The organism is Streptococcus cuniculipharyngis (genome assembly GCF_007859195.1).
GTDB lineage: Bacteria > Bacillota > Bacilli > Lactobacillales > Streptococcaceae > Streptococcus > Streptococcus cuniculipharyngis.
This window is the reverse complement of the sequence record NZ_VOHL01000001.1, coordinates 96,627-113,945: the sequence shown is the minus strand read 5'-3', so window position 1 is coordinate 113,945 and position 17,319 is coordinate 96,627. Positions and strand designations below refer to the sequence as shown.

The following is a 17,319-nucleotide window of genomic DNA, read 5'->3' as shown; positions in this document are numbered from 1 at the left end:
TTTTTTCTTAAGTTCTAGGAACAGGCAATCCCAGCTCCTTTAATGGGATATAGTTAAAATAAAATCCACAACCGACATCTATAATATAATTTAAAACATCTTTATACGCTGGATTATCAAACCAATTCTTATCTAGCAAATAATAATACTTAACTTCTTTATTTAGTGGGGAAAATAATTTACGATATTGTTTCAACTTAAAATCACAAGTCTGTAATTTTTCATCAACGCTGCCCTCAGTCGTTTGTATTTTCTTTTCAATAATAAAGACTGTATTATTAGCAATAACGAAGATAGCATCGTCTGGAAGTAATTTTTTAGAAATAATCTCACGATAATTCAATCCTACTTCATCAAAATAGCGATATAGCCCATGTTTCTGAAAAATTTCAGCAACAAATTCATCATTAAAATAAACTTTCCAACGTGCGATAGATTTTCGAGGTCTTTTTATTTTATCACCTGTACGCTTTCGTATAACTATATCAAAGTCATTATCAATAACTTCATAACCTTCTTGTTGTCGTATAAAAGTCGGTAAGTCAGTCTTTAATTCAAATGCCAGTCCTGTCTTGGTGTTAGCTCCACCTACTCCTCCTTTTTTCATTTTATCTTCTCCAATCTATTTTTAGCAATTTGCAAATAATCTTTTTCAGCATCAATGCCAATAAACTTTCTCCCTAAACGTTTAGCCACAACGCCCGTTGTTCCACTACCGACAAAAGGGTCTAGGACATAATCTCCCTCTTTAGTACTAGCTAAAATAATTCTCTCTAGTAAATATTCTGGCTTTTGGGTCGGATGTTTTCCTGCCCATTTTTCGGATTTAGATGTTAAGCTACCAGTCCAAACATCTTTCATTTGTTTACCACCATTTAGTTCTTTCATCAACTTGTAATTATAGCAATGCTTAGTATTTTTATCAGCCTTTCTCGCCCACAAAATGGTTTCTGTTGAGTGGGTAAAATAACGGCAAGACAAATTTGGTGCTGGATTAGTTTTCTGCCAAGTAATATTATTAAGAATTTTAAATCCCTCTTGTTCCAATGCCATACCTACAGAATAAATATTATGTAAACTTCCTGAAATCCAAATTGTTCCATTTGGCTTTAAAATTTCTTTAGCTAATCTAATCCATCGTCGATTAAACCTATGTTTTTCTTCTAAACCGTCAATTTTATCCCATTCCCCCTTATTAACTGAGACCACTTGACCACCTGAGTTTGAAAACCCATTGTTACTCAAAAAATAAGGCGGATCTGCAAAAATCATATCCATACTTTCTGGCTTCATTTTAGAAAGAAAATCAAATGTATCTGCATGGACTAAAATGGTTTGGTCCTTGTTATAGTATGGTTTAGTCATCATAACACCTCCATACTTATATTCGTTATTTAGCATAATTAGTTACAATAATCTCCGATACTTTCCCTCGGCTTGAAGAACTTGCTCCGTTTGTTCTGTTAGCTTCTACTTGGTGGATATGAAAATCACTATAAAGCTCTCTTACTAAAGGGTTTGACGAATTTGATAACATAACAAAAACACCTTCGTCACTTAAATACTTAAACATATCACGCAAACGAATTTGGTCTTGATAAGAAAATCCTTCATGCGTATAGGAAGTAAAACTACTTGTTTCTGAAAGTGGAATATAAGGGGGATCAAAATAGACAAAATCACCAGCCTTAGCATGTATGACTGCCTGCTCAAAATCACCACTTAAGATGATAATATCATTCTGGTTAAGGTAATCTGATATTGCTATAATTAACTCTTTATCAAGAATTTTCGGATTTTTATAACGTCCATAAGGAACATTAAATTGATTTTTAGAGTTAACGCGATAAAGTCCATTAAAATTCACACGCAACATATACATAATTCTAGCAGCACGCTCAACGTCTGTCATTCCAATCATTCTTCCATCTCGGTCTACTGAACGTAAATCAAGATAGTAGTCCTTTGAGTTAGATGCTTGATGTTCTGCTAGAAGACTTATTAACTCCTTAGGATTATCCTTAATTTGCTGATAACAATTTATCAATTCGATGTTAAAGTCATTGATAGTAGCAGTTTTCGGCACTAAATCAAAAAATAAAGCCCCCCCTCCTACAAAAGGTTCAAAATAATTCCCGTAATGTTCTGGCATTAATGATTTTATCTCAGGTAGCAATTGTCGTTTTCCACCAGTCCATTTTGTAAAAGGTTGTAAGCTCTCCTGGCTCTGTAAGATTGATTTCATACCCTCAATTATACCACATCATTCCCAGCTTGTAATAGCAAAAAACGACCCCTACGGGATCGTTTTTAGTCTAGCGAACTTCGACTTGGAGATTTTCAGTTAAAGATTTCACAATTTTAGTCATATAACCAAGAACTTCTTCGTCAGTCAGGCTGGCTTCTGAATTTTGGAAGGTCAAATTATAGGCCATTGATTTTTTACCGGCTTCAATGTTCTTACCAGCATAAACATCAAAGAGTTTAACTGCCACTAGGCGTTTGACTCCTGCCTGCTTGATACTATCAAGAATCTGACCATGGCTAACCGTCTTGTCCACCAAAAGGGCAATGTCACGAGAAACACTTGGGTATTTGCTAATCTCTTGGAAAACCAAAACATCTGGTAGCAAGGCTTCTAAACGGCTAAGATTGATTTCAGCCACATAGGTTTCTGGAATATTATAGGCCTTGGCAGTTTGTGGGTGAACCTGACCAAGTAAGCCAAGCTCTTGGCCTTGACAGAAAATCACAGCCGTACGACCTGGATGCATGTCTACCATTTCTTGGCTAGCAACAAACTCAAATGATAAGCCCAGTTTATCCGCAAGTGCCTCAACAATCCCCTTAGCATGGAAGAAATCTACCGGCACAGCTGGTGTTTGAAAATCTTTATCTGCGACTAGACCCGTCAAAACAAGGGCAAAGTGTTCATTTTCCGTCGGCAGGTCTTCCTGAGGGTTCTTGGTTTGTTCAAAGACACGTCCCAATTCATAAAGAGCAAGATTAGTGTTTTTTCGAGCCACATTGTAAGCAACTGTATCCAACATACCAGCAATCAGATTTTGCCTTAAAGCTGAGCGTTCAATAGTCATCGGCCACATCAATTCTGTCAGCTGACTTGGTTGAGGCGTAAAACTGAGCGCTTTTTCTGGTGTTGTCAAGGCATAGGTGATGATTTCAGACAAGCCTAAACCTTCTGCCAAGGTCTGCACCTGACGACAGAGAGACTGCATACTAGTCAACTCACCGACAGTACCATCCGTCTGAGGAAGGGTTGTTGGTAGCTTGTCATAACCGTAAATACGGGCAATTTCTTCCACCAAATCTGCTGGAATAGTAATATCCCAACGGCGTTTTGGTACGGAAACCATGAAGCCTTGCTCATCATTAGCCACAAAACCAAAGCCAAGCTGGTCAAAAATGGCTTCAATCTCTGACATCGTCAAGACTGTTCCTAAGCGGGTATTGACATAGTCAAGATTGGTTGACACCTGACTTGGTTCCAAATCCAACTGCCCCGCAGAAACGACACCTGCCAAGACTTGCCCCTCTGATAACTCAGCCAAAAGACTAGCCGCAAAATCTAGAGCTTCATAGCAATCTGCTTGATTGATGCCTTTTTCAAAACGGGCTGAACTTTCTGAGCGAAGACCGAGACGACTGCTGGTCTTGCGGATAGACTTCTTATCAAAAACGGCTACTTCCAAGACGACATTCTTAGACCCGGCATCAATTTCCGTATTGGCACCACCCATGATACCAGCTAGGGCAACTGGCTTATCGGCTACGGTGATGACCAAATCATCTGCCACCAAGTCACGCTCGTTACCGTCTAAAGTCACCAGTGTTTCACCTGCCTTGGCCTGTCGGGGTACAATGCTATTGGCTTCAAACTTGTCTAGGTCAAAGGCATGCATGGGTTGACCAAAGTACAAGAGGCAATAATTGGTCACATCAACCACATTGTTAATGGGACGAATACCTTGATTCATCAAGGTATTTTGTAGCCACTGGGGACTTGGCTTGATGGTGACATTTTCAATGACACGCGCCGAATAGAATGGCACCTTATCCGTCGCCAGTTCAACCGACAAGACCTGACTTGCTTTTTTCTCAGCCTCAATCAGCTCACGTTGCGGAAAGGCAACTGATTTGCCATAGATGGCAGCGACTTCATGGGCTACACCACGCATGGATAGGGCATCCGCACGATTGGGAGTGATTGATAACTCAATAATCTCATCATTGAGATCCAGGTAAGAAAAGACTTCTTCTCCTACTATTGCATGGTCTGGCAAATAGTAGATACCATCCGCATAGTCCTTGGGTACCACAGCATCTGAAATCCCCAATTCAGCTAAGGAACAAATCATACCCAAGGATTCCATCCCTCTGATTTTCCCTTTTTTAATCTTATAATTATCCTTGATGCGGGCACCAGGTAGGGCTACCATAACTTTGATTCCTGCCTTAACATTGGGTGCACCACAGACAATTTGGCGTAACTCTCCATCACCTGTATCCACCTGGCAAAGATGAAGATGAGTGTCTGGAACATCCTCACAGGACATGACTTCTCCAACAACAATTTTTGATAAACCTGCGCCTGCCTGACTAACACCTTCTACTTCAATTCCTGTGGTTGACATTTTTTCAGCCAAGTCTTGACTTGAAACCTCAATGTCAACCAGTTCTTTCAACCATTTGTAACTTACTAGCATCTTGTTCCTTTCTTTACTTGCTCTTCTTTCATAATCGGTTTTCTCAACAACCAATCCGTATCCACCGTATCACCAGTGATAAACTCATGTTGACCAAACTTTTCAAAGCCATACTTGGCATAAAAGGCCTGAGCCTTATAGTTATGTTCCCAAACACCTAGCCAAACCCAATCACAAGTTGACTTGTTTGCTAGGTCTAAGGCAAATTCAAAAATTTTCTTACCCAGACCAAGACCTTGGTAATCTTTTTTAATATACAAGCGTTGAATTTCAAAAGCATTTTCTAGTTCTTGCTCAGTTTGAGCAGAACCCTGATTGACCTTGACAAAGCCTACTGGCTCATCATCTTGCTTGATAAAATAGTACTGGGAGTTTGGATTTGCTAATTCTGCCGCTAGGTTGTCCATGGACAAGGTCGTCGCAAAATAAGTCTGCAAATCTTCTTCTTTGATTGACTGACCAAACGTATCAACATAGGTTTCCATGGCCAATTCTCGTAAGGTGGCAACATCTTTTTCGCTTATTTTAACAATCATGACAAGGCCTACTTGAATTGTTCAGAAAAACGGCTATCGCCTTGGTAGAAACCTCGAATGTCATTGATACCATAGCGGAGCATGGCAATCCGCTCCTGCCCCATACCAAAGGCAAAGCCTGAGTATTTACTACTGTCAATGCCACTCATTTCTAAAACACTTGGATGAGTCATGCCAGCTCCAAGGATTTCAATCCAGCCTGTTTTTTTACATACCGAGCAGCCCTTGCCCTCACATTTGAAGCAAGACACGTCCACCTCAACTGATGGCTCAGTGAAAGGAAAATAAGATGGCCGCAAACGAATCTTACGATCTTCGCCAAACATTTTTTGACTAATCAAGAGCAAGGTTCCTTTGAGGTCTGCCATGGAGATATTTTCTCCCACAACCAAGCCTTCAATCTGATGAAATTGATGACTATGCGTCGCATCGTCCGTATCACGACGGAAAACACGACCTGGCGAAATCATTTTCAAGGGACCTTTACTGAAATCATGCTGGTCCATGGCGCGTGCCTCAACAGGACTGGTATGCGTTCGCAACAAGATTTCCTCGGTGATGTAAAAACTATCCTGCATATCACGGGCTGGGTGATCCTTGGGTAGGTTCATGCGTTCAAAATTATAGTAGTCTTTTTCTACCTCAAACCCATCAATGATTTGATAGCCCATGCCAAGGAAAATATCTTCAATATCTTGACAGGTTTGACTCAAGATATGCCGGTTACCTAACTTGAACTGACGACCTGGCAGAGTGACATCTAGGCTCTCTTTTTCCAACTGGGCTTGAATGGCCATCTCTTCAATTAGTTTTGCCCGCTCTTCAAAAGCACTCGTTAAAACATCACGCACCTCATTAACCTGTTTACCAATCACAGGGCGCAAGTCATTTGACAAATCCTTAAGTCCCTTCAAGAGCTCAGTCAAACTTCCCTTCTTTCCCAGAACCTGCACGCGCAAGTCTTGCATATCACGGGCATGCTCATGGGTCATTTGAGCCAATTTTTCCTGCGTTGAGCGTTTTAATTCTTCCAACTGCGTTTGTAAATCCATAATTCCTCCAAAATCTCGTGGCGACCAACAAAAAAAGCATGCCAAAACCCCATCACTTGCGGAGCGTTGACACGCGGTACCATCCGTTTTTTGCCTGACTGAGCCAGACCTTAATTGCCAGTCCTTCAGGTGAGTGAATTGGCTAGACTTTCCTTGAGTAAGCTTTCAGTCACGGCTTACACTCCCTATCAAGTTCCCTCTAGTTACTAGTCTCACGGACCACTATTTAATTACCCCTTATTTTATCAAAAAATAGCAGAGCTGACAAGTTTTTATATTTTTAGTAAGCTATTTTACTATTCAGGGCGTTTCGATGACCATTTAGGATTTAACAACCCATTTTAGGTTTCATTTGTTATATTATAATTATCCAGTTGCAATGGATAATTACAACCTACAAAGGAGAAAATGATTATGAAAACAAATCACTTAACACATTTTAAAACAGTTACTGATGAAGAACTAGTAGTTAAAACTGGCGGCACTTCTTGGTGTCCACCAATCATGTATGGCGCTAATGGCTATTCCTGCCGAGATAAAAAAGGACAATGGCATTATATTGTTACTAAAGGTCCGCTAGAAGCAACATTGGGAGTCATGACAAACGGATGGGCATCATCAGCAGCAGGAGGGTTTGGCTTTGTTGGAAAACCGTAAAAAAGAAGATATAACAAAATCAGCACTGCTTGATGAAGTTAATTATTTACTAACTCAAGACTTGCCAGTAAAAGAATACGCCTTAATCCAACAATTTCGTTTGAAGTTATTGGATAACCGCAACTATTTTCCTAAACTTGCTCTAGATTTTGAAAAAAAACTAACACCATTAGCTATTAATCAAAAGTTATCAAAACCTCTAGCAGAGTTTTACCTAAGCTTAACCAAATTAAATAAAACTCATCAAACAGGAACTGGTTTGTCCTATATCCTTTCTAGTTTATTCAACCCTCGATAATTTTAATGAGGCAAATTTCAATTTATCATATCTTAACCTTCCATTTGCAACGGATAAATACAATATAGAAGGAGACTACATCATGAATACTAACTTTTTAGACAAATTTGAGCAAGTCCCTAGCCAGTCTTTAGCCACTATACAAGGCGGTTCAGTTACAGTAACAACAGTTCTTGTAACAGCTGCTAGTTATGTTGCTAAAAAAGCTCTTGATGGTGCTATTGCTGAAAGCACACGCAGTTGTCAAAAAAATCCCAATCAGTGGTTTTGTATTTCTGTTCCTTAATCAAGAGGATTAATTATGAAAAAAAATTGGAAATTATTTATAAATTTTTTTTTTAATTAGTTATGTAGTAGGCCTTGCTCTTAGCCCAATAAAAGATAATCTCCCAGTTCATTTCTATTATCCACTAGAATCTATAACCTATTTTATCTTATGTTACCTTTACCTTAGATATCTTGAAAAGAAAGGAAAGGAAAATAATATGAATACAACAACTCATATTCCAATTAGTGATGAAAAATTGTCAGGTATTATTGGAGGAACAGTCTGTTCTGTGTTTGATGTTCAATGTTGAGCATGGCCCAGTGTCAAACAAATAGGAAGTATGATTAAACCTGGTCCTAATCGTCCTTCAACTTGTGTTCCTAAAAGCGCTTCTAACCCTGCTCCACCTCTTCCCTGTCCTTAGATAAGATAAAAGAGCTAGACTTTGTCAAGCCCCAGATAAAATGGACAGTTGAAAAAGTTAGGTGTTTAGAAGGTATGACTCCCTAAATTCTAAGGGAGTCATGCCTTTTAATTTTTCTTGTGGTCTGTGGTGATTATACCAGTCAATGTATTCCCTGATTTGATGGACGAGGGCTTCCCTATCCTCAGGTGGAAATAGTCTCAAAGACTCACTCTTCAAGTGAGAAAAGAAATTCTCACATGCCGCATTATCATAACAATTTCCCTTGCCAGAATGAGATATGGTCACACCATATTGGTCTAATTTTCGGAGATACTGTTGATTGGTCTATTGAAAACCTTGGTCAGAATGAAGGACACAGACTTTGGTTGAATCCCAGGAATCATGAAAGACCTGGTCGATAGTGTCAAAAACTAACTTGTTATCATTGAAATCTGATAGTGTATAGGCTAAAATAGAATTGTCATAACAATCTTTTATGACACTTAAGAACATTCTCCCTTGTTTGTGGTAAACGTAGCTGACATCTGTTGTCAGTTTTTGGAGAGGACGTTCTGCTTTAAAGTTTCGGGCAAGCACGTTGTAGTGGACGTGTCTTGCCTTTTCATTTATCTCTCGTTGCGTGCAGGAGTGATACCGCTTCTTCCGAATCGGAGACTGGTAACCAAGAATACGCATATAACGCAAGACAGTCTTAGGGTTAGGGGAAAGTTGATAGTGTCTTCTCAGTTGATAAGAGATGAAGCGATAGCCCTTCTGAGTATCTTGGAAGATAGCTGTAATCTTTTGGGCTAAATGCGCATCAAACCGCTTATAGACCTGTCTCCCCTTGCTCAACCAAAGGTAGTAGGAAGATCTGGGGAAGCCGAAATAGGCACATAAAGCGGAGACGGAGTAACAATCTTTCAACCGCTCCACGACTTGATAGAGGTGGACTCTTCTCACGGATTGAGGAGAGTCCTTAAGGTCTTTAAAATCGCATTCTCCATTCGTAGATAAGTATTCTGTTCCTCTAGGGTCATCTCCTCTAGATTCCTGGTTTTGGGACGACCAGTGGACTTCCTACCTCGTAAATCCTGTGTGAGTAAAACAGGGTCTTCTCGGTATTTTCTTGTCCAAGTTAGAACCTGGTTGGCTGATTTTAAGCCATATTTTTTGACAATAGAGCTCATCCCTCCGCTCTTTCCGCTGAGGTAGTCTTCTACTACCTGTCGTTTGAACTCGGGTGGATAGTTGGTGAACTTGCTTCCTTTTTTGGCCATGAGAAAAGAACCTCCTTATATGAACAGTATACAACTTTTTTATACTGTCCATTATAAGTGGTTCTTTTCACTTATCTAGCTCTTGTTTTATGATTAAGGATTAACATTGACCTTGCCCGTTGCATAATTAAAGGTCAAACCACTCTGAACATTTGGCACAAAAACGTTAAATTCCAGTGTCCCATCTGAGGACTTGGCTTCCAGATGACTACCTGACGCCAAAATATTATTGCCATCATAAATTAAGCTTACCCGATAACGAACCCGCTTATTCTTATCCAAAGCTCGTCGAATCAGCGTTTCATAATAATTCTGACCAGTTGAATCGCTTGTATCTGCTTGATTAGCCCAAGCCGCTTGCGTTGCAATATTGGCAGGATTGCTGGCTGAGGCATCAAAACCAGTCAAGCCACCCGTAATCGCATAGCCTAACAAATGACCTCGGTCAACCGCATGGCTATACTCTCCCGGCAAATCATAAACCTGATACCAACCAGCAGGTTTCCAAGAGGTTGAACCATTACCAGTTTCCTCACGGTTTTTATACTGACGAGTCGCTCGTGATAGGAGGGCATTGGCTACCGTTGGCACTGTTTGCCCCTGAACTTGCTTGGTTTCATTATTAGCATAAGGCAGACTGGCCACATCAGCGTCTAGTGACGTTTTATTATTATTGATAATAAAGGCACCTGCCCCATTGTACTTAATTTTTGTCCCTAACTGTTTCTGGACAGCTGGGGTCAAAACGGAACGTGCTAGACTTTCCGTTGGTGTCCCATCACTCACTTTGGACCCATTATTAGTCACCGAGCCAGTCGTCGCCTGACCGGTCACTTGGCTGACCAGTTCTTGAACAGGATTGCCACTAGTGCTATTTAGACCAAAATAACCTAAGCCTAAACTGACCAAGAGTGCTAAGACCGATAGCCCTGACTTCCTTGCTTTTCTTGTCTGATATCTTGTCATTTTAGCTACCGTCCTGTAAATTTATCGAAAATCGCCTGCCATTTGCTTGGTGACAAAATAGCTAAAGGATTACGACCTTCTCCTAGCCCAGCATAGCCAATCATCAAGCCTAGGGCAAAAAAGATTAGACTCAATACCAGAACAAGCGCAATTAGACCAAACTGTTTTCTCACATACTTCCAACCACTAGCCATGACTGTCCTCACTTACCCGCTCAATTTTGGCACCAAGTGCCTTTAATTTTTCATGGAACTGATAATAACCGCGATCCAAATGATTCAATTTGCTGACAACCGTCTTTCCTTCTGCCACCATACCTGTTAAAATCAAGGCAGCACTGGCACGCAAATCAGTGGACATCACAGGTGCCCCCTGTAACTGCTGGCCGCCATGAATGAGAGCTGTCTCCCGCAAAATTTCTAAGTGAAGGCCCATACGACGCATTTCCTCCAAATGTTGGAAACGATTTTCAAAGACAGTCTCAATCATGGTTGATTCCCCTTTGACCACTGCCATCAAAGCGGTGAATTGCGCCTGCATATCCGTTGGGAAACCTGGATGAGGTAAGGTTTTGACCGTCACAGGTTTCAGTTGGTCACGATTGGCCTGAATGCGAATACCTCCTTTTTCTTCCGTCGCCTTAACGCCCATTTCCATCAACTTGGCCAAAAGCGGACGATTATGCTCCCAAATCGCATCCTTAATCAAGACATTTCCTGACGTCATGGCTGCCGCCACCATGAACGTTCCCGCTTCAATACGGTCTTGCACCACATCGTGCTCTGCCCCATGTAGCTCTTTGACACCGGTGATGGTCAGGGTTTCTGTTCCTGCTCCTTTGACATCAGCCCCCATCTTATTCAGCAAGATTGCCAAATCAACAATCTCAGGCTCACGAGCGGCATTTTCAATCACTGTCACGCCATCAGCCAAAGTAGCAGCCATCATTAGATTTTGGGTCGCTCCCACACTTGGAAAGTCCATGTAAATCGTTGCCCCTTTTAGCTTGTCTGCCTTGGCCGTGATGTCACCACCTTCTTGATGGATTTCTGCGCCCATCAATTCCAAACCTTTCAAATGCAAGTCAATCGGACGACTGCCAATCGTACAACCTCCTGGCATAGATACCTTAGCATGCCCTTGACGAGCCAAAATTGGACCCAATACCACGATAGAAGCTCGCATTTGACTAACATACTCATACGGTGCCTCGTCTAAAATCGGACCTCTGGCGTCAACCAAAATTTCATTCTTGGCTTGGTCAAAATCAACCTGGATATTCAGCCCTCGCACCACATTATTCATGGTAAAGACATCTGACAAAATTGGGACATTACGCAAGAGCGTTTTTCCCTCAGTCGGCAAAATCGTTGCCGCCAAGAGGGGTAGCACGGCATTTTTTGCCCCTTCAATCTTAACCTCACCACTTAGACGGGTTTGTCCGCCCTCAATAATAATTTTATCCACCATCATTCTCCATTCTTCTAAATAATTATCCACTTAACCTTGCCACATGAGCAAGCGACTAAAATTTAAGACGGCCAACATAAAATTGCTGACCAAATAGCCCAAGGCAATGCTCAACAAGAGTAAAAAAAGTCGTAAACGCCAGCTATTATCATGACTATTTTTTATCCAACGTGACCAGTCAAATAGCTGGAACAACAACTGATAAAACATGCCGATAAATAACAGATGGCTGCATAAACTAATGGTATTTTCGATAATTTCCATAGTGTTATTATAGCAGATTTAACCACTTTCGCAAAATTTACAACATCAGAAAAGACCCCTGCCTATCCAGAGGTCTATTTTTCAATATTTATTTCCTACACGAATGCGATTGATGGCCCGCTGCAAGGCAACTTTTGCCCGTTCCATCTCATCAATTCGATGGGCTTTCTCAGCTTCTGCCAAATCCTTCTCAGCCCGAAGCTTAGCGCGCTCAGCTCGGCTAATATCAATATCTCGCTCACGTTCTGCTGAATCAGCAATTATCGTAACTGTATTATCCTTAACTTCAATAATTCCCTTATTGACAGCAACCCAGTCCACATGACTATCCTTATCAATCCGACGAATCTTCATTTCGTGAACCACAAGAGGTGCAATCATATTAACATGATTAGGCAAAATTCCCAACTCACCATCTGGTGTTTTAATCGAAATAAAGTGTGCCTTATGCTGGTACTTGATGCCATCTGGTGTGACTATTTGTACGGTCATTTCAGACATCTTATCACCTCATTACTTAAAAGCCCATTTGCTTAGCTTTGGCAATCACATCTTCAATAGAACCAACCCCACGGAAAGCATCTTCTGGTAAATCATCATGCTTACCATCCAAAATTTCCTTAAAGCCACGAACAGTCTCAGCAACAGGAACATAAGAACCTGGTTGACCGGTAAATTGTTCAGCCACATTAAAGTTTTGTGACAGGAAGAATTGAATCCGACGAGCACGGCCAACCAAGACCTTCTCATCATCAGACAACTCATCCATTCCCAAAATCGCAATAATATCTTGCAGTTCACGATAACGTTGCAAGACGCGCTGAACCTCGGTTGCCACTTGATAGTGTTCCTCACCAACAATCTCTGGCGTCAAGGCACGAGAGCTTGAAGCTAAAGGATCCACCGCCGGATAAATCCCCATTTGCGTCAGACGACGTTCCAAGTTAGTTGTCGAATCCAAGTGGGCAAAGGCTGTTGCCGGAGCCGGGTCAGTATAGTCGTCGGCTGGGACATAGATAGCTTGAATAGAAGTTACTGACCCTTTTTTGGTTGAAGTAATTCGTTCCTGAAGTTGTCCCATTTCAGTTGCCAGAGTTGGCTGATAACCCACAGCTGACGGCATCCGTCCCAAGAGGGCTGAAACCTCTGAACCCGCCTGGGTAAAGCGGAAAATGTTGTCAATGAACAAGAGCACATCTTGACCTTCCACATCACGGAAGTACTCCGCAATGGTCAAACCAGTCAAGGCAACCCGCATCCGTGCCCCTGGTGGTTCATTCATCTGACCAAAGACCATGGCTGTTTTTTCAATGACACCAGATTCCTTCATTTCCCAATAAAGGTCATTCCCTTCACGGGTCCGCTCACCAACCCCCGTAAAGACCGAAATTCCCCCGTGCTCTTGGGCAATATTATGAATCAACTCTTGAATAAGGACGGTCTTACCAACTCCGGCACCACCGAAGAGGCCGACCTTCCCTCCTTTAAGATAAGGAGCCAGAAGATCAATAACCTTAATTCCAGTCTCCAAGATTTCTGATGAGGCTGATAATTCATCAAAGGTTGGTGCCTTCTTATGAATCGAATGACGTTCAACCTCGTCACCAAAAGGTTCCTCCAAGTCAATGGTATCCCCCAAAACATTGAAAACCCGTCCCAAGGTTTTTGGCCCAACAGGCACACTGATTGGACGCCCTGTATCAAGCACCTCTAATCCACGAGTCAAACCATCTGTCGACTCCATGGCAATCGTCCGTACCAGACCATCACCCAATTCTAAGGCAACTTCTAAAACGATTTTTTGCGTTTTGTCCTTATCCTTATAGACAATCAAGGCGTTGTTTATCTCTGGTAGCTTGTCGCCAGTCTCAAACAAGACGTCCACAACTGGTCCGACTACCTGAGCAATTTTACCTGCACTCATGTCTTTCTCCTTCTCAACTACTACTTGTTTTTATTCTAAAGCATTGGCACCAGCAACAATCTCTGTAATTTCTTGCGTAATTGTCGCCTGCCGCGCCCTATTATACTGAATGGTCAAATCATTAATAATGTTATGAGCATTATCTGTTGCTGTCTGCATGGCTGTCATCCCTGCCGCATGCTCTGCTGTTTTAGCGTCAATAATAGCTCCATAAATCAAGCTTTCCGTATATTGAGGTAGTAACTGCTCCAAAATCAATTCACGATTAGGCTCCAATTCAAAGCCTGCCTCTTTTTCTGACCTTGCTTCATCAGCCACCAAATCCACAATCGGCAACATCTGTTGCACCCTTACCTGACTGGTTAAGCTATTCACATGGTGATTATAACAGACATACAACTTATCAAATAGCTCTTCTTTATACATAGCTACGGATTGCGAAATAATGCGGCTCACATCCTCAAAACTAGGCTGGTCTTCCAAACCACGTAATTCAAAAGCCACATTCAAGCCCCTAGCCTTAAAGAAATCAGACCCCACACTACCAATCGAAATAATGGTATATTCTTGCTCATCATTGTCATGATAATCACGAATAATATCCATGACAGCTTTTAAAATCTTAGCATTATAACCACCGACCAAGCCCTTATCTGAAGTAATCACAAGATAAGCTGTCTTTTTAACCGGTCTGGTCACCAGCATGGCATTATCCGACCCAAACAACAATTCAGATTTGAGCAAATCTGTTGTAATCTGGCGTACCTTACTAGCATAGGTTTGAAAATCCTTGGCTGCTTGCTCTGATTTTACTAATTTAGCTGACGAAACCATTCGCATAGCACTAGTGATCTTACTAGTTTTTTCAGTTGATAAAATCTTTCCCTTAATTTCACTAAGCGAACCTGTCATGCACAACCTCCCTAGCTAAATCTTGACTGTTCTTTAAAGTCTTGAATCGCTGCATCTAGCAATGCCTCATCTGGCAGATCTTTGGTAACCCGAATAGTCTCCAATAAATCAGCATGATGAGCATCAAAATAGCCATACAAATCCGTTTCAAAGGCTAAAATATCATTAACTGGCACACTATCCAAAAAGCCATGTGTCAAAGCATACAGAATCAAAACCTGTTTTTCAACCGGTAGTGGCTTATGCAGAGGCTGCTTAAGAACTTCCACCGTACGACGCCCACGGTTTAACTTAGCCTGAGTTGCTGAATCCAAATCAGAACCAAATTGCGTGAAAGCCTCTAGCTCACGGTAAGAAGCCAAGTCCAAACGTAAGGTTCCTGCTACCTTTTTCATGGCCTTAATCTGGGCAGAGCCCCCTACCCGTGATACAGATGACCCTGCATCAATCGCTGGACGAATACCAGAATTAAAGAGCCCTTCTTGCAAGAAAATTTGACCGTCTGTAATAGAGATAACATTGGTTGCAATATAGGCTGAAATATCTCCTGCCTGAGTCTCAATAAATGGCAAGGCGGTGATTGACCCACCACCCAAGGCATCAGATACCTTAGCTGAACGCTCCAACAAACGGCTATGTAAGTAGAAAACATCCCCTGGATAGGCCTCACGTCCTGGTGGACGACGAAGAAGCAAGGAAAGCTCACGGTAGGCAACTGCTTGTTTAGACAAATCGTCGTAAACAATCAAGACATGTTGACCGTTATACATAAATTCTTCTGCCATGGCTACTCCAGCATAAGGAGCGATATAGAGCAGTGGAGAGGGCTGTGATGCTGAAGCAGTCACCACAATGGTATAATCTAGAGCTCCATATTGACGAAGGGTTTCGACCTGGGCACGTACGGTAGACTCTTTTTGCCCAATGGCCACATAGATACAGATAATATCCTGACCTTTTTGGTTAATAATTGCATCAATAGCAACAGAAGTTTTACCTGTCTGACGATCTCCGATGATTAATTCACGCTGACCACGTCCAATAGGCACCAAAGCATCAATGGCTTTAATTCCTGTCTGCAAGGGTTCAGCGACAGATTTACGCTCCATGACTCCAGGAGCTGGAGTTTCAATCGGGCGACTAGATGTCGTTACAATCTCTCCCAAGCCATCCACCGGTTGTCCTAGAGGATTGACAACACGACCAATTAGCTCAGGTCCTACTGGAACTTCCATGATTTTACCAGTACGTTTCACCAAATCCCCTTCACGGATACTTGAAAAATCACCCAAAATAATGATACCAACATCTGTTGACTCAAGATTCTGAGCCATACCATAGGCACCATTTGCAAATTCTAATAACTCGCCACTCATGGTATTATCCAAACCACGAGCACGGGCAATCCCGTCCCCGACATAAGTAATGATACCAGTTTCTGTGACATCAAAATTTGGCTTCAAATTCTCAATCTGTTGTTTAATTAAAGCACTAATTTCTTGTGTATTAATTGCCAAAGGCCACACCACTTTCTACTTTAGATTTGTTTTAAAATCTTGCAATTGCCGACGAATACTAGTATCAATAATTTGATTATTGGCTTTCAACACAAACCCACCAATAAGCGTCGGATCAATTGTCTCAATCAACTGACGTGTGTCAATCGCAAATTTCTCGCGTGCAACACGTAACATATTCTCTTTCTGACTGGCAGATAAAGGACTAGCACTGATAACACTGACATCAAATACCTGTCTCGCCCTAGCCAATCTTTCTAAGACCATCTCAAGAATCGGCAGCAAATAAGCTTCCCGCTTATTCTGCAAAATTACCTCAAGAAAATTTTTCAAATACGCTGAACTAGACTCTTGAAGCAACCTAACAAGACCTGCCTTATCTTCCTGGGAAAAAGCCAAGCTTGACAAATAGTCTGCCATCTTATTGTCACGCATGAGTTGAAGAAGGCTTGAGACCTCCTGATCAATAGTTTCAACACAATCGTTTTCCATAGCGACCGCAGTCAAGGCCTTGGCATATTGCTCAATCAGATTAGTCATCCTACTTCTCCCCTAATTGGTTCAAATACTGATCTACCAATTCACTCTGTGCCTTAGCATCTAGTTTGGTCATCAACAACTTCTCAGTCAGGCTGACGGTCAAATCTGAAATGTCATTTTTAACACTAGCCATGGCTTCGATTTTGCTTTGCGCAATTTCCTGATGAGCCTGTTCTTTCAGTCGTTTTGCCTCATCATGAGCCTGCTCAACGATTTTATTTCCTTGAACCTTACCAGTTTCCTTAGCACCTTCAATAATTTGCCCAGCTTCTTGACGAGCATTAGCCAGTTCTAGTTGGCGTTTATCCGCCAGCTCTTCAGCTTGACGTCTAGCTGTTTCCGCACCATCAATATCTTGCGAAATTTTCTGTTCCCGTTCCTTAAAAACTCCCGTCAACTGTTCCCAGGCAAATTGCTTAATCAGAACAAGTAAGAGTAGAATTGAACCAAGAGTGATGATGATATTACCAAGACTGGTTTCGTTGAATAATAAAGACATATTCTC

General features: G+C 41.6%; 22 protein-coding genes. 3 read left to right on the top strand and 19 right to left on the bottom strand.

Features of this window, described 5'->3' with window-relative positions; genetic code table 11:
* Positions 1-7 precede the first annotated feature (7 nt).
* The 6 genes from FRX57_RS00550 to pheS form a co-directional block, all read right to left on the bottom strand.
* Positions 8-607: a hypothetical protein gene (locus FRX57_RS00550; protein ID WP_146565616.1), complete on the bottom strand. Its 600-nt coding sequence runs from the start codon at positions 605-607 to the stop codon at positions 8-10.
* Positions 604-1,401 carry a DNA-methyltransferase gene (locus FRX57_RS00545; RefSeq protein ID WP_146565614.1) on the bottom strand — a complete coding sequence of 266 codons (798 nt, stop codon included), beginning with the start codon at positions 1,399-1,401 and terminating at the stop codon, positions 604-606. Before FRX57_RS00545 ends, FRX57_RS00550 begins: the two co-directional genes overlap by 4 nt.
* Positions 1,391-2,245: a DNA adenine methylase gene (locus tag FRX57_RS00540; RefSeq protein ID WP_146565612.1), complete on the bottom strand. Its 855-nt coding sequence runs from the start codon at positions 2,243-2,245 to the stop codon at positions 1,391-1,393. Before FRX57_RS00540 ends, FRX57_RS00545 begins: the two co-directional genes overlap by 11 nt.
* 70 nt (positions 2,246-2,315) lie before the next feature.
* Positions 2,316-4,724 (bottom strand): phenylalanine--tRNA ligase subunit beta, encoded by a 2,409-nt coding sequence (gene pheT / locus FRX57_RS00535; RefSeq protein ID WP_146565610.1) that lies wholly within the window; start codon positions 4,722-4,724, stop codon positions 2,316-2,318.
* The gene (locus FRX57_RS00530) at positions 4,718-5,260 is read right to left on the bottom strand and encodes a GNAT family N-acetyltransferase (RefSeq protein ID WP_146565608.1); all 543 of its coding nucleotides are present in this window, start codon (positions 5,258-5,260) and stop codon (positions 4,718-4,720) included. Before FRX57_RS00530 ends, pheT begins: the two co-directional genes overlap by 7 nt.
* 8 nt (positions 5,261-5,268) lie before the next feature.
* Positions 5,269-6,312, bottom strand: a complete 1,044-nt coding sequence (pheS, locus tag FRX57_RS00525; RefSeq protein ID WP_146565606.1) for a phenylalanine--tRNA ligase subunit alpha — start codon at positions 6,310-6,312, stop codon at positions 5,269-5,271.
* A 414-nt stretch (positions 6,313-6,726) separates the two neighbouring features.
* On the opposite strand from pheS, the gene FRX57_RS00520 reads away from it, so the two are divergent.
* The 3 genes from FRX57_RS00520 (at position 6,727) to FRX57_RS00510 (ending at position 7,553) form a co-directional block, all read left to right on the top strand.
* A complete protein-coding gene (locus tag FRX57_RS00520) occupies positions 6,727-6,969 on the top strand; it encodes a garvicin Q family class II bacteriocin (RefSeq protein ID WP_146565604.1) in 243 nt (80 codons plus the stop codon).
* Positions 6,956-7,267, top strand: coding sequence for a bacteriocin immunity protein (locus FRX57_RS00515; RefSeq protein ID WP_146565602.1), 312 nt, complete (start codon positions 6,956-6,958; stop codon positions 7,265-7,267). Before FRX57_RS00520 ends, FRX57_RS00515 begins: the two co-directional genes overlap by 14 nt.
* Before the next feature lie 82 nt (positions 7,268-7,349).
* Positions 7,350-7,553: a bacteriocin gene (locus FRX57_RS00510; RefSeq protein ID WP_146565600.1), complete on the top strand. Its 204-nt coding sequence runs from the start codon at positions 7,350-7,352 to the stop codon at positions 7,551-7,553.
* A gap of 463 nt (positions 7,554-8,016) precedes the next feature.
* Here the strand turns inward: FRX57_RS00510 and FRX57_RS07680 are convergent, their stop codons facing one another.
* The 13 genes from FRX57_RS07680 to atpF form a co-directional block, all read right to left on the bottom strand.
* Positions 8,017-8,247 carry an IS3 family transposase gene (locus FRX57_RS07680; protein ID WP_246100860.1) on the bottom strand — a complete coding sequence of 77 codons (231 nt, stop codon included), beginning with the start codon at positions 8,245-8,247 and terminating at the stop codon, positions 8,017-8,019.
* A 39-nt stretch (positions 8,248-8,286) separates the two neighbouring features.
* Positions 8,287-8,904, bottom strand: coding sequence for an IS3 family transposase (locus tag FRX57_RS07675; protein ID WP_246100858.1), 618 nt, complete (start codon positions 8,902-8,904; stop codon positions 8,287-8,289).
* Complete coding sequence (locus tag FRX57_RS00500) at positions 8,901-9,221, bottom strand: transposase (protein WP_146565598.1); 321 nt, start codon at positions 9,219-9,221, stop codon at positions 8,901-8,903. The genes FRX57_RS07675 and FRX57_RS00500 overlap by 4 nt, the downstream gene beginning before the upstream one ends.
* A gap of 93 nt (positions 9,222-9,314) precedes the next feature.
* A complete protein-coding gene (locus FRX57_RS00495) occupies positions 9,315-10,187 on the bottom strand; it encodes a DNA/RNA non-specific endonuclease (RefSeq protein WP_146565596.1) in 873 nt (290 codons plus the stop codon).
* Between the two features lie 5 nt (positions 10,188-10,192).
* Positions 10,193-10,381, bottom strand: a complete 189-nt coding sequence (locus FRX57_RS00490; RefSeq protein WP_146565594.1) for a DNA-directed RNA polymerase subunit beta — start codon at positions 10,379-10,381, stop codon at positions 10,193-10,195.
* Entirely contained in the window at positions 10,374-11,654 is a 1,281-nt protein-coding gene (gene murA, locus FRX57_RS00485; protein ID WP_146566669.1) for a UDP-N-acetylglucosamine 1-carboxyvinyltransferase, read from the bottom strand. Before murA ends, FRX57_RS00490 begins: the two co-directional genes overlap by 8 nt.
* A gap of 33 nt (positions 11,655-11,687) precedes the next feature.
* Positions 11,688-11,921 (bottom strand): DUF1146 family protein, encoded by a 234-nt coding sequence (locus FRX57_RS00480; RefSeq protein ID WP_146565592.1) that lies wholly within the window; start codon positions 11,919-11,921, stop codon positions 11,688-11,690.
* An 81-nt stretch (positions 11,922-12,002) separates the two neighbouring features.
* The gene (locus FRX57_RS00475; RefSeq protein WP_146565590.1) at positions 12,003-12,422 is read right to left on the bottom strand and encodes a F0F1 ATP synthase subunit epsilon; all 420 of its coding nucleotides are present in this window, start codon (positions 12,420-12,422) and stop codon (positions 12,003-12,005) included.
* Positions 12,423-12,438: 16 nt separating this feature from the next.
* Positions 12,439-13,845 carry a F0F1 ATP synthase subunit beta gene (atpD, locus tag FRX57_RS00470; protein WP_146565588.1) on the bottom strand — a complete coding sequence of 469 codons (1,407 nt, stop codon included), beginning with the start codon at positions 13,843-13,845 and terminating at the stop codon, positions 12,439-12,441.
* Between the two features lie 30 nt (positions 13,846-13,875).
* Positions 13,876-14,757, bottom strand: a complete 882-nt coding sequence (locus tag FRX57_RS00465; RefSeq protein WP_146565586.1) for a F0F1 ATP synthase subunit gamma — start codon at positions 14,755-14,757, stop codon at positions 13,876-13,878.
* An 11-nt stretch (positions 14,758-14,768) separates the two neighbouring features.
* The gene (gene atpA / locus FRX57_RS00460) at positions 14,769-16,274 is read right to left on the bottom strand and encodes a F0F1 ATP synthase subunit alpha (protein WP_146565584.1); all 1,506 of its coding nucleotides are present in this window, start codon (positions 16,272-16,274) and stop codon (positions 14,769-14,771) included.
* A 15-nt stretch (positions 16,275-16,289) separates the two neighbouring features.
* Complete coding sequence (locus tag FRX57_RS00455) at positions 16,290-16,814, bottom strand: F0F1 ATP synthase subunit delta (RefSeq protein ID WP_146565582.1); 525 nt, start codon at positions 16,812-16,814, stop codon at positions 16,290-16,292.
* Between the two features lies 1 nt (position 16,815).
* Positions 16,816-17,313 carry a F0F1 ATP synthase subunit B gene (gene atpF, locus FRX57_RS00450; protein WP_146565580.1) on the bottom strand — a complete coding sequence of 166 codons (498 nt, stop codon included), beginning with the start codon at positions 17,311-17,313 and terminating at the stop codon, positions 16,816-16,818.
* Between the last annotated feature and the right edge of the window lie 6 nt (positions 17,314-17,319).

Bases quoted from the DNA above. Each gene is read 5' to 3' on its own strand.
- FRX57_RS00550 (WP_146565616.1), bottom strand. From the start codon at position 607: ATGAAAAAAGGAGGAGTAGGTGGAGCTAACACCAAGACAGGACTGGCA.
- FRX57_RS00545 (WP_146565614.1), bottom strand. From the start codon at position 1,401: ATGCTAAATAACGAATATAAGTATGGAGGTGTTATGATGACTAAACCA.
- FRX57_RS00540 (WP_146565612.1), bottom strand. From the start codon at position 2,245: ATGAAATCAATCTTACAGAGCCAGGAGAGCTTACAACCTTTTACAAAA.
- pheT (WP_146565610.1), bottom strand. From the start codon at position 4,724: ATGCTAGTAAGTTACAAATGGTTGAAAGAACTGGTTGACATTGAGGTT.
- FRX57_RS00530 (WP_146565608.1), bottom strand. From the start codon at position 5,260: ATGATTGTTAAAATAAGCGAAAAAGATGTTGCCACCTTACGAGAATTG.
- pheS (WP_146565606.1), bottom strand. From the start codon at position 6,312: ATGGATTTACAAACGCAGTTGGAAGAATTAAAACGCTCAACGCAGGAA.
- FRX57_RS00520 (WP_146565604.1), top strand. From the start codon at position 6,727: ATGAAAACAAATCACTTAACACATTTTAAAACAGTTACTGATGAAGAA.
- FRX57_RS00510 (WP_146565600.1), top strand. From the start codon at position 7,350: ATGAATACTAACTTTTTAGACAAATTTGAGCAAGTCCCTAGCCAGTCT.
- FRX57_RS00500 (WP_146565598.1), bottom strand. From the start codon at position 9,221: ATGGCCAAAAAAGGAAGCAAGTTCACCAACTATCCACCCGAGTTCAAA.
- FRX57_RS00495 (WP_146565596.1), bottom strand. From the start codon at position 10,187: ATGACAAGATATCAGACAAGAAAAGCAAGGAAGTCAGGGCTATCGGTC.
- FRX57_RS00490 (WP_146565594.1), bottom strand. From the start codon at position 10,381: ATGGCTAGTGGTTGGAAGTATGTGAGAAAACAGTTTGGTCTAATTGCG.
- FRX57_RS00480 (WP_146565592.1), bottom strand. From the start codon at position 11,921: ATGGAAATTATCGAAAATACCATTAGTTTATGCAGCCATCTGTTATTT.
- FRX57_RS00475 (WP_146565590.1), bottom strand. From the start codon at position 12,422: ATGTCTGAAATGACCGTACAAATAGTCACACCAGATGGCATCAAGTAC.
- atpD (WP_146565588.1), bottom strand. From the start codon at position 13,845: ATGAGTGCAGGTAAAATTGCTCAGGTAGTCGGACCAGTTGTGGACGTC.
- FRX57_RS00465 (WP_146565586.1), bottom strand. From the start codon at position 14,757: ATGACAGGTTCGCTTAGTGAAATTAAGGGAAAGATTTTATCAACTGAA.
- FRX57_RS00455 (WP_146565582.1), bottom strand. From the start codon at position 16,814: ATGACTAATCTGATTGAGCAATATGCCAAGGCCTTGACTGCGGTCGCT.
- atpF (WP_146565580.1), bottom strand. From the start codon at position 17,313: ATGTCTTTATTATTCAACGAAACCAGTCTTGGTAATATCATCATCACT.